The organism is Chelatococcus reniformis (assembly GCF_014640075.1).
GTDB classification, from domain to species: Bacteria; Pseudomonadota; Alphaproteobacteria; order Rhizobiales; family Beijerinckiaceae; genus Camelimonas; species Camelimonas reniformis.
Map to the genome: position 1 here is coordinate 317,258 of NZ_BMGG01000003.1, position 17,537 is coordinate 334,794.

Annotated in this window: 11 protein-coding genes; 3 read left to right on the forward strand and 8 right to left on the reverse strand. The window is 68.6% G+C overall.

The annotated features are described in order from the left end of the window. Positions 1-91: 91 nt before the first annotated feature. On the forward strand, positions 92-2,923 hold the full coding sequence (locus IEW34_RS09600) for a phosphoenolpyruvate carboxylase (protein ID WP_188608945.1): 2,832 nt from the start codon (positions 92-94) through the stop codon (positions 2,921-2,923). A 71-nt stretch (positions 2,924-2,994) separates the two neighbouring features. Here the strand turns inward: IEW34_RS09600 and IEW34_RS09605 are convergent, their stop codons facing one another. The 8 genes from IEW34_RS09605 to IEW34_RS09640 form a co-directional block, all read right to left on the reverse strand. Continuing rightward, on the reverse strand, positions 2,995-4,899 hold the full coding sequence (locus IEW34_RS09605; protein ID WP_188608946.1) for a Hint domain-containing protein: 1,905 nt from the start codon (positions 4,897-4,899) through the stop codon (positions 2,995-2,997). A gap of 226 nt (positions 4,900-5,125) precedes the next feature. Continuing rightward, positions 5,126-7,015, reverse strand: a complete 1,890-nt coding sequence (locus tag IEW34_RS09610) for a Hint domain-containing protein (RefSeq protein ID WP_188608947.1) — start codon at positions 7,013-7,015, stop codon at positions 5,126-5,128. A 202-nt stretch (positions 7,016-7,217) separates the two neighbouring features. Continuing rightward, entirely contained in the window at positions 7,218-7,805 is a 588-nt protein-coding gene (locus IEW34_RS09615; protein ID WP_188608948.1) for a DMP19 family protein, read from the reverse strand. A gap of 146 nt (positions 7,806-7,951) precedes the next feature. Then, the gene (locus IEW34_RS09620) at positions 7,952-8,686 is read right to left on the reverse strand and encodes a dienelactone hydrolase family protein (RefSeq protein ID WP_188608949.1); all 735 of its coding nucleotides are present in this window, start codon (positions 8,684-8,686) and stop codon (positions 7,952-7,954) included. A gap of 138 nt (positions 8,687-8,824) precedes the next feature. Continuing rightward, positions 8,825-9,847, reverse strand: a complete 1,023-nt coding sequence (locus tag IEW34_RS09625; RefSeq protein WP_188609240.1) for an LLM class flavin-dependent oxidoreductase — start codon at positions 9,845-9,847, stop codon at positions 8,825-8,827. Positions 9,848-9,998: 151 nt separating this feature from the next. Then, a complete protein-coding gene (locus tag IEW34_RS09630) occupies positions 9,999-12,122 on the reverse strand; it encodes a SulP family inorganic anion transporter (protein WP_210324476.1) in 2,124 nt (707 codons plus the stop codon). 711 nt (positions 12,123-12,833) lie between these two features. Continuing rightward, positions 12,834-14,387, reverse strand: coding sequence for a long-chain-fatty-acid--CoA ligase (locus tag IEW34_RS09635; RefSeq protein ID WP_188608951.1), 1,554 nt, complete (start codon positions 14,385-14,387; stop codon positions 12,834-12,836). Between the two features lie 272 nt (positions 14,388-14,659). Next, complete coding sequence (locus tag IEW34_RS09640) at positions 14,660-15,484, reverse strand: SDR family NAD(P)-dependent oxidoreductase (protein WP_188608952.1); 825 nt, start codon at positions 15,482-15,484, stop codon at positions 14,660-14,662. 93 nt (positions 15,485-15,577) lie between these two features. On the opposite strand from IEW34_RS09640, the gene IEW34_RS09645 reads away from it, so the two are divergent. Next, positions 15,578-16,234 (forward strand): TetR/AcrR family transcriptional regulator, encoded by a 657-nt coding sequence (locus IEW34_RS09645; RefSeq protein WP_188608953.1) that lies wholly within the window; start codon positions 15,578-15,580, stop codon positions 16,232-16,234. A gap of 52 nt (positions 16,235-16,286) precedes the next feature. Continuing rightward, complete coding sequence (locus IEW34_RS09650) at positions 16,287-17,510, forward strand: ABC transporter substrate-binding protein (RefSeq protein ID WP_188608954.1); 1,224 nt, start codon at positions 16,287-16,289, stop codon at positions 17,508-17,510. Positions 17,511-17,537 lie beyond the last annotated feature (27 nt).

Here is a 17,537-nt window from a genome sequence, read left to right on the forward strand (position 1 = left end):
CGTGAGTGCCAGACGCACCTGTCATTGCCTTCGCGTTGCATGCGCGGGCGTGGATCTTGCGTCCGAGCGGCCGACCGAGGGAGATCGCGCCATGAACGCAGCCGAGCAGCCGGACCGGCCCGAAGGCGCCGCCGCCCTCGCCGCCGAACTCGAAGCCCTCGTCGCCGCGGCCCGCGCCGATGCACGCGACGACCCGTTCGGCAACCCGGTATTGTTCGTTGCGCTGTGGCTGACGCGACGCATGGACCGCGGCGAGCTCGACGAGGCGGCGGCGCTGGCGCTGCTGCAGCACCTCGGCCGGGCGGCCGTCGTCGACCGCGCCGGGCGCTTGCGCGCCTACGTCGGGCCTGATGGCGACACCGACGCGCCGTTCACCGCGCTGGCGCAGCAGTTGGCTGGCCGGCTCGGCGACGAGAACGCGCCGGGCTTCGAGACGTTCGTGGCGCAGGCCGGTCGCAACCGCTTCGCCGCGGTGTTCACCGCCCACCCCACCTTCGGCATGCGCCGCGACCTCGCCCATGCCATTGCCGACATGGCGACCATGAGCGAGGGCCGTGCCGCGCGCCTTGGCACCGAGGCGCTGTCGTTCCGCCCGGATCCGGGCATCACCTTGCAGGACGAGTTCGCCCAGGCACGCTTCGCCGTGCGCCACGCGCGCGATGCCATCGACCGCCTCAACGCCGCCCTGCTCGCGGCGGCCCGCGAACGCTGGCCGGAGCGGTGGACGGAGTTCGCGCCGCAGCCGGTCACCCTCGCCTCCTGGGTCGGCTGCGACACGGACGGGCGCACCGACATCGGCTGGTGGGACACGCTGCGCTACCGGCTGGAATCCAAGCGCGGCCAGTTCACGCGCATGCTGGAGAAGCTGCCGGACATTGCTGCGACAGCCGAGGTCCGCGGGATGGTGGACTCGGCGCTGGCCGCCGTCGAGCGACAATTGGCCAAGGCGCCGGCGCCGGGCCGGCAACCGGACCTGGCGGAGCTGCGCGATTTCGCGCTCGTCCTCGTCGGCGAGCGCGACGCGGCGATCCACGAGGCTTCGAGCCTGATTGCCGCCCTCGATCGAGCCGTCGCCGCAGCCCCCGACGACGAGCCGCGCCTGACCTTGTGCCTGATCAAGGCCGGCTGCGTGGCGCACGGCGCCTCCATCGCGCTGCCGCACTTCCGCCTCAACGCCTCCCAGCTTCACAACGCTCTACGCGGCGTCATCCGGGTGGAGTCCGAGCCGACGGAACCGGCCCAGCGCCGCGCCTTCCTGGCGGCGATCAATGGCGCGCTTGCCGCCGTCGAGCCGGTGGCCGTCGATTTCGGTGCGCTGGCGGCCGAACGGGCGTCGGCGGCGCGCATGATGATGACGATCGCGCAGATCGTGAAGCACGTGGACGGCTCGCGGCCCGTGCGCTTCCTCGTCGCCGAGACGGAGACCGGCTACACCCTGCTCAGCGCCCTGTGGCTGGCCCAGCGATTCGGCATCGCCGACAAGGTCGAGATCTCGCCGCTGTTCGAGACCTCGGACGCGCTCGAGCAGGGCCCGCGCATCATCGACGAGGCATTGCGTAGCCCCCATTGGCGCGACTACCTCAAGCGGCATGGCCGCCTCTGCATCCAGTTCGGCTATTCCGACTCGGGCCGCTACATCGGCCAGATCGCCTCCACCTTCTGGGTCGAGCGCCTGCGCGCCCGCATCGGCGACCTGCTTGTCCGCTATGGGCTCACCGACCTAGAGCTCGTCATCTTCGACACCCATGGCGAGTCGGTCGGCCGCGGCGCCCATCCGGCGAGCCTTGCCGACCGCCTCGCCTACCTCGATCCGCGCTGGTCGCGGCGGATGTTCGCGCGCGCCGGCATCCGCACCGTGCGCGAGACCAGCTTCCAGGGCACCGACGGCTACCTGCTGTTCGGCACCGGGCCGCTGGCCGCGGCGACCATCGCCCGCATCGCTGAGCACAGCTTCGCCGACGTCGCGGGGGACGAGGCCGATCCGATCTATGACGAGCCCGATTTCGCCACCGAGTTCTTCCAGACCGTGCGCCAGGAAATGAACGCGTTGGTCGACGACCCCGGCTACGCCGCGCTCATCGGCACCTTCGGCCCCTCGCTCCTGGACAAGACCGGCTCGCGCCCGGCGGCCCGCCAATCGGACGCCGGCGGCCCGGCGCGCATCCGCCATCCCCGCGAGCTCCGCGCCATCCCCAACAATGCCATCCTCCAGCAGCTGGGCTGGCTCGCCAACAGCCTGCACGGCATCGGCCACGCCGCCTCGCGGTCCCCGGATTTGTTCCGCGCCATGCGTAAGGGCTCGGACCGTTTTAGCCGGGCGCTGGGGCTGGCCGAGCACGCCATGGGGGCGAGCGACCTCGACGTGCTGCGCGCCTATCTCGACACGCTCGATCCGGGCAGCTGGTTCGACCGGGCCCGGCGCACGGCGCGCGCGGGGCGCCGCGACGAGCTGATCGGTGTTGCCGTCGCCTTGGAACGGCTCGACCACGCGCCGGCATTGCGTCGCCTGTTCGGCCGCTTCGCCACCGACTGGCTCAAGCTCAGAACTGCGGCCGGCGACACGCCGACGATGCCGACCCGGCTTGCCGCCATGCACGCGCTCCGCCTCGCCGCCATCCACCGCATCTGGCTGCTCGCCATGCACATTCCGGATTTCCGACCCCAGGGTGGCGTCACCCGCGAGGCGCTGATCGAGCGCCTGCTCAGGCTCGACGTGCCGGGCTCACTGGAGGTGCTCGCCGACGTGTTCCCGCAGAAGGCGGATCCGACCGTCGGCCTCGATTTCGGCGAGCCGCCGGGCCCGCGCGAAGGGGGCACCTATGAGGCGCTGCACCGCGAGGTGTTCGCCCCTATGCGCCGCGCCTTCGAGCTGGTGCGCGAGATCTCCGGTGCCATCCAGCACGACATCGGCGCCTTCGGGTAACGGCCGGCTCCCGAAGACGACGAGGCCTGGGGCGTGTCCCGATCAGATGGGCAATGTCCGCGCCGCTCTGCCTATGCCGCAGCCTCGTGTATCAGACCCAGCGCCTCAGCCTGGACCGCGAGCCGCTCGCGCACGGCGCTCGGCAACTGCCGGGCCGACTTCACCCGCGGCAGCTCCAGCTCGGGCATGCGGGCGCGGCTCTCGCCGAACAGCACCTCGTACTCCGCGTAATTGTCGAAGCGGCGGCGGGTGACGTTGTCGACGAAGGTCTCGGCCGGCGCGCCCTCGGCCAGGACGAGGGCGTGGTCCGCAAGCTCGATGTGGAAATAGGTGAAGCGCGCTTCCGCCGGCGCAACGCGGGCGATGGTCGTGCCGTTGACCAGGGCACCCGCCTGCGCCAGCACGCCCTCCAGCAGCATGGCATGGTCGGGAGAGACGTGGAGGTCGCGCGCGGGCACGCCCTCGGCCAGGGCGCCGGCGGCGATGCGTACGGGGCTCGTCCGCAATGGGTCGGCGAAGGCGGTCGCGACAGTCTGCCGGCCGATCCACAGCACGGGGCGGGTCTCGCCCTCCGCCGTCAGCACCAGGTCTCCGGCCGCCAGCGTCTCCACCGCCCGTTCGCCCGTAGGCGTGGCGATGCGGGTGCCGGCGCAGAAGCAGGTCGCCACGATGTCGGTGCCGCCGGCTCCGTCGTCCACCAGCTGGTAGGGAACGCCGCCGTAGCTGCCGGCCGGATCGAGCTGCAAGCTGATGATGCTGCCATCTTCGCCCTGGGTGATTTGCAGGACGTTGCCGGCGAGCAGGGTCACGGTGTCGCCCGCGTCGAAGCTGACATTGGCCAAGTTGATAATGTCCGCCGCATCGTCGAAGTCGTCGATAGTGGCGGCGAAGCCAGCTGCATTGGTGAGCACCAGCTCCCCGGCGATGATCGCGACGGTCTGCTGGGCGTCCGCCGCGCCAATCGTGACCGTGGCGCCATCGCGCAGTTCGACGGCGCCGTCGCCGTTCAGCGTGCCGGAGAGGGTGGCGGTGCCGCCGCCCTCGATCGTGATGGTGCCATTGTTGAGCAAGTTGTCGCGGGTGAAGGAGGCACCGGGGGCGATGGCAATGCTCCCCTCGTTGACCAATGAATAAGCAAAACTTCGGCTTGCAGTAATATTGATATGACCTTGGTTGATAATATCTCCGTACATGCTGATATTGCCACCGGTTAAATTTACAACCGTATCGGCACCGAATACCAATGTGCCGTTCACGGTTTGAACTGATGCCGACGTATTCAGTATGACGCCGTCGAGCTGGACCCCACCGTCGAAGATGATCGTGCGATCGGCGTTGATCGTGCCCGGCGCTTGACCGTCCGCCCCCAACACCGTCAGGCTGTTCACGATGGTGAAATTCGTGCCGGGATCAAGGTTGAGCTCACCCCGGTTCAGCACGCCTTGATAGATGATGTCGTCGAACTTGCCGGTCCAGTTCGTCTCGGTGCTGCCGTCGTCGACGATCCTGCCGTTCGCGATCGTGCCTCCGGAGGCGGTCCCCAGATTGCCGACGCTTGCCAGGTCGAGAACGCCACCGCCCAAGTCGAGCGCGGCGCCGTAGCCGATCGAGATCGACCCGTCATTGCGGATCGCCTCAAGATCCGCCGGCACCAAGTCCACGTACCTGAGGTCGAGTTGCGCGCCAACGCCCACGTCGATCGTACCGGTGTTTGAATAGTTGTTGATGATGGTCAGGAAAGCGTTGGGCACGTCGATATGACCGGCGTTGGTCACGCCGTTGAACACGTTCATGCTCGCTACGACCAACGTAGCCGACGCGCCCACCGTGAGTGACTCGATCGCAACCCCGCTCGTCGCCACCGGATTGCCGCTGTCGATGACGACGTCATCGTTATAGCCGGGCACGCCCGCCGGCTGCCAATTCGCAGCCACGTGCCAATTGCCGTCGCCGCCGATCCAGGTCTTCTGAGCCATCAAACCACCCCCGGCCGGCCCCCAAGCCAGCATGCTCGTGCACCTCACATCATGCATGGGCTCGACAGCCGAACGCCGCCCTTGAGCGCCTTGTGTCGGCCCCAGCATGGACTCGATCCGAGCGAGATGACCATCATCCGATCATCATCATCTCGCGCTAACTCCTTTCTCGAGCGCGATCTTATTCAGAAGCAAGTGTTCCCCTTCTGGAATCACGCTCTAATACCTAGGCAGCGTCCGCAACGAACCCGAGCATCACGGCCCGGTGCGCCAGCCGCGCACGCACGGCGCCGGGCAGTTGCCGGGCCGATTTGACCCGCGGCAGCTCCAGCTCCGGAATGCGCGCGCGGCTCTCGCCGAACAGCGCCTCGTACTCCGGGTAATTGTCGAAGCGGCGGCGGGTGACGTTGTCGACGAAGGTCTCCGCCGCCGTGCCCTCCGCCACGATCAGGGCGTGGTCGTCGAGCTCGACATGGAAATAGACGAAGGCTCCGACGGGGTTGGTGCGAACAACGCTGGCGCCGTTGACCAGGGCGCCGGCCTCGACGAGGAGGCCGTCGATCAGCAGCGCGTGCTCGGGCGACACGTGGAGATCGCGCACGGGCACGCCCTCGGCCAGGGCGCCGGCGGCGATGCGGACGGGATGATGACGCAGCGCATCGGTGAAGGGGGCCGCGACCGCCTGCCGGCCGATCCAGCGCACGGGGCGACTCCTGCCGTCCACCGTCAGCACCCTATCCCCGATCGCCAGCGTCTCCACGCCCCGCTCTCCTTCCGGCGTAGCGACACCCGTTCCGGCCAGGAAGCAGGCCACGGTGATCTCCGTGCCCGTCCCGTCCTGTGTCAGCTGGAAGGTCTTGCCGCTGAAATCCTCGTCCGGATCGAGCCGCAGGTTGATCAATTCGCCGGCAGCGGTGGTGATCGCCAGAACGTTCCCGGCTGTCAGCAGCACCGTAACCGCTGTGATGTTGAGCAGGTCGATGGCGTCATCGGCACCGTTGAAATCGGCGATGGTGCCGTCGAAGGCGGCGGCGTTGGCCAGCCTCAGCTCGCCGTCGACGAGCGTGATGGTCTGCGACGCGCCGGTGGCGCCGTTGAGGGTCACCGTGGCCCCGTCGCGCAGGGCGATCACCCCGTCGCCGGTCAGCGTGCCGGACAGGACGGCTGTGCCGTAAACCTCCACCGTACCGTTGTTGGCGAGGTCCGTGTCCGTGAAGTTGGCGCCGGCGGCAACGGCGATCTCGCCCTCGTTCTCGAGGCTACCGCCGACCTGCAACCGGCCCCGCGGGCCCGTGACATCTATCTGGCCCTGGTTGATGAAGCTGCCGTTGGTCGTCACCCTTACGGTCGCATTCATCATCACGTTGGGGCCGAGAATCGTCGTTCCCGTGGCCGCCGTCATCTGACCACCACCAGTGGCATCGTTGGCAGTCCAGTTGATAATGACGTTGTCGATCGTTCCGGCGCCGCTGAATGTGAGCGCGAAGCCGATGTTCAACGTTCCCGGAGCACCTCCGGCCGCGTTCAGGACCGTAAGGCCGTTGACGACGGTGACATCGCCGATGTCGAGATCGCCCTGGTAGACGATGGCGTCGAACGTCCCGCGCTGGAGCGGCGGATTGGTGCCGTCGTCGACGATGGTGCCGTTGGCGATGGTGCCGAAGCTGAGTTCGAGCCGTCCGTAGGCGGCGAGGTCGAAGGTGCCGCCGCCCAGATCCAGATGCGCATTGGTGCCGACGATGACTCGCCCCGCGTTGGTGATGCCGTCCGACAGATCGGTGGGGGTGAGCGCGATGGCGCCGAAGAACAAACCGGCTCCGGGGTGGATGTCGATGGTTCCGTCGTTGACGTAGCTGCCTGTTACGCTGGGCTGGCCTGCGAGGAGATCGATATGGCCATGATTGACCAGGGGGCCGCTGAAGAAGCCGGAGGTTTGCACCGTCAGCGCACCCGCTGTGCCCACTGTGATGGAGCCCATCGCACCGACGTTGGTGGTCACATGCGGATTGCCGCTGTCGATGACGACGGTGTCCCCCGGCTGGGGCACGGCGCCCTCCAGCCAGTTGGCCGCCACGCTCCAGTCGCCGTCGCCGCCGCTCCAATGAACCGTCGCCATGCCCTACCCCCACGCCCCGACCGGGCTGCGCCCATCTTTGTCGAGGGAGCACGAACAGGACAACAGCGCTGTGACGGATGGCATCGCGCAACGGCTGCGCGGCGCGCCCGTCCGCCCGCCCAGGCATCTTGAAAGCCTTGAGGCGCTTAAGGCGAGTGCCCTAGACGACGCGATGGCGACCCGATGTCGCGGCAACGTCGGGCTATTCGGCGATGCGGATCAGCTCCACCCGGTGCCCGCGAATGTAAGCGCGAACCAAGTCGAGAAATCCGCCACGCGCGGAACGCCAAGTGAGGAACCAGGCGGTGAAGCCGTCGCGGCCAAGGCGATTGCGCGGCCCGACGATGCCCTCGATGGCGACATCATAGGCTGCCGTGGCGGCATCGCTGTCGCCGCGGGCAAGGGCCTCGTCGCGCTCAAGGTGCTTGTTGCGCAGCCTCTGACGGAGCGGCGCCGACGCAGCGTAGCGGTCGTAGAGCTCGCGGAATCGGCGGCTGAGCTCGCCATCGCCTAAGGCGTCGATGGCGTCCGCTGTCGGCCGCGCCGTGTCGGCGCGATTGAAGAAGAACTGGCCGATGCCCCCGTTTCGGATCCTGCTGTCGAGGAGACCGACCAACACCAGCACCTGCTGTGGGCGGGTCAAGGCCTGATAGGTCAGCGCCGCCGGATCGTCGAACATCAGGCAATCGCCGCCGGCACAGAGCACTTGGTTGCGCTCGAACAGGAAGGTCCAGTAGTCGAATCTCTCGTTCGGCGCGGCAAGAAACGCCGCGAACAGTTCGCGCGTCACCGGCCGCCGCAGATCCTGAGTGGATGCCGCGCCAGCCGACGTGGCCTTGCAAACGGTGGCTGCGAAAAACGGGTAGGCAACGACGACACGACGGGACAGGGACATAGCGATCGGATCGGGAACGGGAGGACGGCGCGGGCGACGGCCTACAGATTGCGGCCGAACAGGGCGAACAGCCGCTCCCAATGGCGCTCGGCCGCGGGCTTGTCGTAGACCGGACGCTCGGCAAAGGCGAAGCCGTGATCGACGCCCGGGTAGAGCTCGACTTCCGCGCGGGCACCGCTTTCGCGCAGGGCCTGCCGCAGCGGTTCGACTGTCTCGAGCGGCACGTAATGGTCCTTCTCGGCGCAGGCGACATAGAGCTCGCCCTTGGCGCGAGCGGCCGTGCGGTGCGGGCTGTCCGGCTGGTCGGTCAGCAGACCCGTCCCGTAGATCGATGCCGCCGCCGCGACACGACCGGGATGGCGCGCGGCGGCGCTCAGCGCGTAGCGGCCGCTCATGCAATAGCCCACCGCGCCGACCTTGCCCGTGGCGGCCGCCGCATCCGTCGCGGCGAAGGCGAGCAGCGCGTCGGCATCGTCCATGACGAGATCGATGGTCAGCGTCGCCATCAGCCCCATCATCTTCTCGCGCACGGGCGCGTTGGCTTCGCCCATGTAGGGACCGAGCTCCTCCACCCCGGACCGGTAGTAGAGATTGGGTAGCATGACGTAGTAGCCGACGGTGGCGAGGCGCCGCGCCATGTCGCGCAGTTCCTCGCGGATCCCCGGCGCATCCATGAAGAACAGAAGGACGGGATGCGGGCCACCACGCTCGGGATGGCAGATGAAGGTGCTCATCGCACCGGCGGCCGTGGGCACGGCGATCTGCTGCTCGATCATGGCTGGAACTCCCTGGCATTGCTGCGCGTCGCGCGAGCTTACCGCGGCAGCATGACGGAGAGGTATGTCGACGGTGCAAGCTGCACCGCCGGCTCGCGCCGCCCCTGGCGCCGGGCCGGCGGCGCGAGCCAGCCCGCCTCAGCGCCAGCCGAGGGCGGGGGCGACGTGGGTCAGGATCGCCTCGATGGCGTGGGCGTTGTAGGCGACGCCGAGCTGGTTGGGAACGGTCAGCAGCAGCGTGTCGGCTTCGGCTATGGCCTCGTCCCCTTTTAGCTGCTCGATGAGGGCGTCCGGCTCGCCGGCATAGCTGCGGCCGAAAATCGCCCGCGTCTTGGCGTCGATGAAGCCGAGTTGGTCTTCCTCCTGCTCGCCGCGCCCGAAATAGAGGCGATCGCGATCGTCGATAAGCGCAAAGATGCTGCGGCTCACCGAAACCCGCGGCTCGCGCGCGTGGCCGGCCTCCGCCCAGGCGGCGCGGAAAGCCCGGATCTGGGCCGCCTGCTGGACGTGAAAGGGCTCGCCGGTCTCGTCGTCCTTGAGCGTCGAGCTTTGCAGGTTCATGCCGAGCTTCGCCGCCCATACGGCTGTGGCGTTGGAGCTGGCTCCCCACCAGATGCGCTCGCGCAGCCCCTCCGCATGGGGCTCGAGGCGCAGCAGGCCCGGTGGATTGGCGAACATCGGCCGCGGGTTCGGCTGGGCGAAGCCGACGCCGCGCAGCACGTCGAGCAGCACCTCGGTATGGCGCCGGCCCATGTCGGCATCGCTCTGTCCTTCGGCCGGCTGGTAGCCGAAGTAGCGCCAGCCGTCGATCACCTGCTCGGGCGAGCCCCGACTGATGCCGAGCTGCAGGCGCCCTCCGGCGATGAGGTCGGCCGCGCCCGCATCCTCCGCCATGTAGAGCGGGTTCTCGTAGCGCATGTCGATGACGGCGGTGCCGATCTCGATGTGGCTGGTCTTGGCCCCGACGGCGGCGAGCAGCGGGAAGGGCGAAGCCAGCTGGCGGGCGAAGTGGTGCACGCGGAAATACGCGCCGTCGGCGCCCAACTCCTCGGCGGCGACGGCAAGGTCGATGGATTGCAGCAGCGCGTCGCCCGCCGAGCGGGTCTGCGATTGCGGTGACGGGGTCCAGTGCCCGAACGAGAGGAAGCCGATCTTCTTCATGCCGTCGCCAATGTAGGTGCAGCGGCCCGCTTTCACCATGGGCCGGGTTGCTGCCGGCCGCGCGCTTGCCGTGCGCCGATGCCCTCGACGTTAGGACACCGGGCAGCGCCGGCGCCAGCAGTCGAGCCCCGAGTCCACGCGTGCCAAAGCCTCAGCCTTCCAGACGGTCGATGGTGGCATTGGCGGCCGCCACGTTGCTGGCCAGTTGAGCGGCGATGCAGACCATCAGCTCCCACGCCGCATCCGGGTCGCGTGCGCGCAGCGCCCGCATCTGCGCCGCGGGCAGGCGCAGACAGCGCAGAGCGGTCCTTGCCGTAATGTCGGCACTACGGCGGGTGCCCCGCAGCAGAGCTGCCTCGCCGAAGAAGACGCCGGGCGCGAGCACCGCGAGGCGCGTCGCCTGACGCCCCTCCGTTGCCGGAAGGCTGGCGATCGCCTGCCCCTCCAACAGCAGATAGGCCGCATCGGCGGCATCGCCGTGGCGGATGATCGTCTCGCCCTCGGCGAAGCGCTGCTCCTGCATCAGCGGCAGCGTCGCGGCCATGGCGGTCGGCGGCAGGCCGAGCTCCTCGAGCATCTGCCTTGCTTCCCTGCACTCCCGGGCCTGGATCACACCAGCCCGCTTCAGAACGAACTCTTCCGCCGCCTCCACCGCGGCGGCGAGGCTGGGAAAAGTCGCTCCTTCGGGCAAGCGGGCCAGCAGACCCAGGGCCGCCAGTTCGTCGTGGGCTCGGCTCGTCTCATGCAACGGACAGAGCACGACGCGACCCGGCATGGCGCAGCACAGCTCGAGCAGCCGCTTGCCGCCGGACGTATCGATGCGCGACACCCGGCTCAGATCGAGGATCATCACTTCGGCGCCCGCGGCGCGTGCGGCTTCCGCATGCACCACGATGTTGTCCGCGCTGCCGAAAAAGATCGCGCCCTCGAGCTCAATGAGTTCGATACGCTCGCCGGCCGCCCGCAGCATCGCTTCCACCGCCGCCGGGCGGCGCACGCGCGAGCGGCCGACCGGATTGCGGGAATGCTTGCGGATGGCGGGCGCCATCGATGCGGTGAAGATGACGACCGAGAGGACTGCACCGATGCCCACGGCGGCCACCAGGCCCAGCCATATCGTGCTGCCGATGACGGTCAGCGCTACACCCGCATCCGCCAACCGGCGCGCCAATCCAGGGCCGCTGGCCGGTACCAGCGATCGCCATTGCAGCAGATGCACCACTGCTCCCACCAGAACCCCGCTCAATGCCGCATAGGGCAGCAGCGCGATCGCCGGGCCTGCGACGAGCAGCGCGAGCAGCGCCACCAGCGCCCGCGTCAGCATGGCCAGGCGGCCCTGGCCTCCTCCCCGCAGACTTGCCACGGAGGCACTCGCCGAGGCGCCGGCCGGGACCCCGCCCAGCACGGCGCAGGCCAGCATGCCGGCCCCGGTGCCCATCAGATCCCTTCCGGGATCGCCGCGCCGGCCGGTGTTCTCGCGCAGCGCGGCGCCCGCCGTCAGGCCCTCGAGCGCCGCCAGCGCCGCCAGCGACAGCGCCGCCGGCAACAAGTACCCCAGCAACGGACCCGCGTCCGGCAGGTGATCCCAGGCCGTCCACGCGCTCTCCAAGCCGGCGAGCAACTCGGCTGGCGAGGGTGAGGCGCCGACCACCGGCCCAAGCTCCACTCCGACTGCCGCCAAGGCCTGGTGAAGCAGCGTCGCGGAGGTCAGCGCGACCATGGGGGGTGGCAGCCCGGGCAGCGGACGCAGCATCAGCACCACCGCAAGGCCCGCCACGATCAGAGAGGCGGGATGCAGCAACGCCCAGGCGAGCTTCTGGCCGGGTGCCAGGCCCAGCGCTACCGGCAGTTGGCTGAACACCGCCAGCACGACGATGGAATTCATCAAGCCGACCGTCACCGGCGACGGGATCATGCCGGCCAGGCGCGCCTGGCCGGTGAACGCCAGCGCCAGCATCGCCAGCCCTGCGCCGAACGCAAGCAACATAGCCAGCAGCACGCCCGCTTCGGGGGTTGCGACATGGCTTGCCGCAAGGAAGGCGGCGGCGAGCAGCGCTGTCGATGAGCTGGTGGTGCCGATGAGCGGCCGGCTGCTGCCGAGCAGCGCCACCATGAGCCCGACCGCCGCGGATGCTGCCAGCGCCGCCGCCATGCCGAACGGCGCCATGCCTGCCCCCAGCGGCGCGAAGACGATCATGCCATGGGTCAGGCTTTGCGCTGCGACGGACAGACCGGCATCGAGGCCCGCCCGCGCCCCGCCGGTCAGCCTCGGCATAGCCGGTGCGCCGCCGTCGCCTCCGTCGGCCGGCGCGCCCCACCAGTTGAGCAACGGGCGGACGAACGCACTCCTCGAGCTGCCCCGCATGATCTCGCCCCGTATCGAAGCCGGCTCGGCTGCGGCGCTTGCCCCGCCATCCGGCCGCTGAAGGGGCGAGCCGCGGCGTGCCTCGCCTCGATCGAACCCTGTCCGTCGGTGGGAGCCTGCCGCCAAGCGCGCCCCCACCACCCCAACTAACCGCGATAGCAAATATTTTAAGTCTTACGGCTCCATATACTCATGTATAGTTTGACAAATCGACGCCTTAGCTGGTTCACGCCGGCCCGTTGCGAGCGCCTCGATCGGCCCACCGAGGCGCAGCCCCGGAGACCGATGCGTCCGCTCCGCCTCGCCGAACCGTGAGTTCACCCTCCAAGCTCGCGCGCCGCGGCCGCGCTCACAGACCGCTGAAGCCGATAACCCCTAGGGGAACTCTGTGAAACTTTTGTTTCATGGGCTGTCAAGCCGAAAAAACGCGGCGGCACCTTCAGATCACAAGTGCCGTGTTCTCTGCATTTTCGACGAATCGACGGCGGAAGCCGATGAACCGGCCTAGTTTGGCGATGAAGCGTCGCGAGCCGTCACCGGCGTGGGCTTAGCCGCAGGTCGTGGCTCAGCCCCGTGCGAAAGCACAGACAGCGGCAAGAGATCCGTGGTTCACGGGCGCGCTCAATTCACCTGGCGTTCGCGGCCGGCCCAGAACGGCTTGCGCAGCGCAGCCTTGTCGACCTTGTTGACGCTGGACAGCGGTAGCTCGGCGGCGAAGTCGATGCTGCGCGGACATTTGTAATCGGCGATCCGTTCGCGGCACCAGGCGATGAGTGCGGCGGCGTCGAGGCCGGCGCCCGGCCGCAACACGACGACGGCATGCACCGCTTCGCCCCACTTGGCGTCGGGAATGCCGATGACGGCGCCCTGGACCACGTCGGGGTGCTCGGCCAGCGCGTTCTCGACCTCGGTGGAATAGACGTTCTCGCCGCCGGAGATGATCATGTCCTTGGTCCGGTCGACGACATAGAGGTAGCCGTCCTCATCGAAGCGGCCGGCGTCGCCGGTGTGCATCCAGCCGCCGCGCAGGGCCTGCGCCGTCTGCTCGGGCCGGCGCCAATAGCCGCACATCACGTTGGGCCCACGCACCAGGATCTCGCCCACCTCCCCGACCGGCAGCGTCCGGTCGTCAGCGTCGGCGACGCGCACCTCGACCCCCGGCGCCGGCCGGCCGGCCGAGCGCAGCCGCTGAGCCGGAGCGTCCGGGCGATGATCGGCGGCAGCGAGGAAGGTCGCCACCGGCGACAGCTCGGTCATGCCGTACGACTGCATGAAGCGGGCGCCCGGGAGCGCTTCCATCGCCCGTCGCAGCAACGCCTCCGGCATGGGGGCAGCGCCATAGGTGACGGCGCGCAGACTGGAGAGATCGTGCGCGCCAAAATCCGGCTGCTGGAGGATCATGCTGAGCATGGTCGGCACCACGGTCAGCGCGGTGATGCGATGGCGCGCCACCGCCGCCAGCACCTCCGCCGGCCCGAAGCGCGGCAGCACCACGTGGCGGCCGCCCACGACGGTGGTGGAAAGCGCGCGCCCGCCCGCAGCGAGATGGAACAGCGGGCCCGCATGCAGGTGGACCAGCGTTTCGTCGAAACCGGTCAGGGCAGCGGTGTTGGCGGCGTTGAACATCAGGTTGCCGTGGCTGAGCATGACGCCCTTGGCGCGGCCGGTGGTGCCACCGGTATAGAACAGGCAGGCCACGTCGTCGCCGCCACGGCCGGCGTCGGCCGAGGGCTCGGCGGCCGCCAGCGCCTCTTCGTAGTTGAGCATTCCCGCCGGCGTCTCCCCGTCGCCGGCGAAGATCACATGGGCAAGCGACGGTGCCGCGGCCCTGATCGGCTCGGCCTGGGCCGCGAAGACGTCGTCGACGATCAGCACGGTCGGCTCGGCATCGGTCGTCTGCTCGATGATCTCACGCAGAGCAAAGCGCGTGTTGAGCGGGCAGACAATGCCGCCGCACCACAGTGTTCCATAGTAATATTCGATGTAGCGATCGCTGCTGGCGGCGAGCATGGCGACCCGGCCGCCCTCCCCCACGCCCGCCTGGCGCAGGACCGTGGCGAGGCGCGCGACCCGGTCGGCGAACTGGGACCAGGTCCGGCTGCGCTCGCCGAAGACGAGCGCGGTCTCGCCGGGCCGGCGGGCTGCGGCCCGCGCGAGGGGTTCCGTCAGCTGCATGGGCATCTCTCCCGTCCCGCTCTGGTTCGGCGGGTTCCTTGTCGAGGAGCGGGTCCACCATGACCGTGAGTGCGGGGCGGCCCCGTCTGGGGTATCGAGCGGCGGATATGCGCTCTAAGGCCGATCAGTGAAGTAGATCGTCATGGCCGGGATTGACCCGGCCATCCATCGTCTCAAGAACGACTGGACGCCCGCGGCGCCAGCATTCCAGTATTACTTAGCAGATGGATGGCCGGGTCAAGCCCGGCCATGACGCTGGTGGAGCTGGAGGGTCACAGCCCGCCGTTCACCACCAGGCACTGGCCGCTGACGTAGTCGCTGTCGGGGCTGCAGAACAGGTAGACGGACCCGGCCGCCTCCTCCGGCGTGCCGCCGCGGCCGAGCGGGATCATCTGGTTCATGGCCGAGAGCCGGCCGCCCTGGACGCCGACCTTCACCTCGCGCCCCTGCACCTCGATGGTGCCCGCCTCGCCCTCCTGCAACGGCTTGGTCAGCCGTGTCTGGATGTAGCCGAAGGCCACCGCGTTGACGGTGACGGCGTAGCGGCCCCATTCCTTGGCCGCCGCCTTGGTCAACCCGACAATGCCGGCCTTGGCGGACGAGTAGTTGGCCTGGCCGGCGTTGCCGTTGACGCCCGAGGTCGAGGAGATGTTGACCACCTTGCGCACGACGCGCTCGCCGCGCCCCTTCTCGGCTTCGGTCGCCACCTTCAGATGATCGAAAAAGGCGCGCAGAATGCGGAACGGCGCCGACAGGTGCAGGCCGATGATAGCGTCCCACTGCTCGTCGGTCATCTTCTGGATGACGCTGTCCCAGGTGTAACCGGCGTTGTTCACCAGGATGTGGCAGTCGCCGAAGCTGTCCACTGCGGTCTTGACCACGCGCGGACCGAAGTCGAGCGCCGCCACGTCGCCGTTGCAGGCCACGGCTCTGCCGCCCAGCTTCTCAATGAGCGCGATGGTTTCCTGCGCCGGGCCCTCGTCGAGGTCGTTGACGACGATCCTGGCCCCCTCGCGCGCCAGGCGCAGCGCGATCTGCTGGCCGATGCCGCGGCCCGAACCGGTGACGATGGCGACGCGGCCGTCGAGTTGTCCCATGGGTGTCTCGTCCTTCCCGCATTTTCTATTTAACGTTTAGTAGAATTTCGCTTACAATGCCGCTTGTCAAGAGGCTCGATCGACGGGGAAGGCATGCGCGCGGCGACACGGACCCAGCGCTTCGACAGCAAGCGGGACGAGGTGCTGCGCGCGTCCGGCCGCGTCTTCGCCCGGCTCGGCTTCCGCGCCGCGACGCTGGCCGACATCGGCGCCGAGCTCGGCACCACCGCCGCGGCGCTCTACTATTACGCCAAGTCGAAGGACCAGCTGTTCGGCGACTGCCGCCAGATCGGCCTCGACGCCATCGACGCCGCGCTGGAGGAAGGCAGAACCACGGGCGCCGACGGCTACAGCCGGCTCGCCATTTTCTTTCGCCGCTACGCCGAGCTCATCGTCAGCGATTTCGGCCGCTGCCTGGCGCTTGCCAATCCCAGCGACATCCCCGCCGGCCTGCGCGAGATAAGCCGCGCGCGCCAGGGCAGCGTACGCCGTGACGTGCAGGGCCTGATCCGCTCCGGCGTCGCCGACGGCTCGGTGCGGCCCTGCCACGACCTCTTGATGGCGAACATGCTGTTTGGCGCGTTCAACCATCTGCCGCGGTGGTGGGCACCGGACGGACCGCAGTCGCTGGAGGCCGTGGCGCGAGCCTATGTCGAGACGCTCGCAAGCCATCCGTCGCCCCCTGCACCCAAGGCGCATCAGGCGCACAACCGCGCGCCACCCAGGCGGCATGCCGGCGATGGCTCTTAAGAGCCGAGCCGCGTCACTCAGCCAAACATAAGGCAAAGACGGGAGGAAAGAGATGATCAGGGTCAAGACGAGCGTGGTTGCATCGGCGCTCTTGACGGCTGCCCTGGGATCCGCCGGCGCGGCGGCTGCCGACTACGGTCCAGGCGTCACCGACACGGAGATCAAGATCGGGAGCACCACCGCCTACAGCGGACCGGTGTCGGCCTACGGCACCGTCGGTCGCCTGCAGACCGCCTATTACGAGATGATCAACGCCGGAGGCGGCATCAACGGCCGCAAGGTCAAGCTGATCAGCCTCGACGACGCCTACACGCCGGCCAAGGCGGTGGAGCAGACGCGCCGCCTGGTGGAGCAGGACGAGGTGCTCGCCATGGTCGGCTCGGTGGGCACCGTGACCAATTCGGCCACCCAGAAATACCTCAACGGGCGCAAGGTGCCGCAGATCCTGGTCATCTCCGGCGCGGCCAAGTGGGACAACCCGACCGCCTTTCCCTGGTCCACCCCGCTCTACCCCTCCTACCGCCTGGAGGCGCTGGCGATGGCGACGCACCTCATGCGCCACAAGCCGGACGCCAAACTCGCACTGCTGTCGCAAAATGACGACGCCGGCCGCGACTACATCAAGGGCTTCAAGGAAGGGCTCGGCGCCGAGGTATCGAGCCAGATTCTCAAGGAGATGACGTACGAACCGTCGGAGCCCACGATCGACTCCCAGATCGTCGCCCTGAAGGCGACCGGGGCCGACACGGTGTTCATGATGGCGACGCCGAAGTTCGGCGCTCAGGCCATCCGCAAGATTGCCGAGCTCAACTGGAAGCCGCAGATGTACGTCGCGAGCGTCACCACCTCGATCGAGACCGTGCTGAAGCCGGCCGGCGTCGACAATGCGGTCGGGGTCATGAGCGCCTTCGCCTTCAAACGGCCGGAGGACCCGCGTTGGGCGAATGATCCCGACGTCGTCGCCTACAAGGCGTTCCTCGAGCGCTGGTACCCGGCCGGCAAGCTCGACGACAGCAGCAACATCATCGCCTACATCAGCACCTACGTCATGACCAAGCTCCTGGAGCGCTGCGGCGACAATCTCACCCGCGACAACCTCATGGCGCAGGCAACGACGATCGACGCGCTCGAAGCGCCGCTGCTGCTGCCGGGTGTCACCATCACCACCACGCCCCGGAGCGTCACGCCCTTCCGCAAGCTCAGCGTCGGCCGCTTCGACGGCACGACCTGGGTGATGGAGGGCGAGCCGATCGACGTCGAGGCGGCGACGCGGTGAGGCTCGCGATGGCCGTTGCAGTGCGCC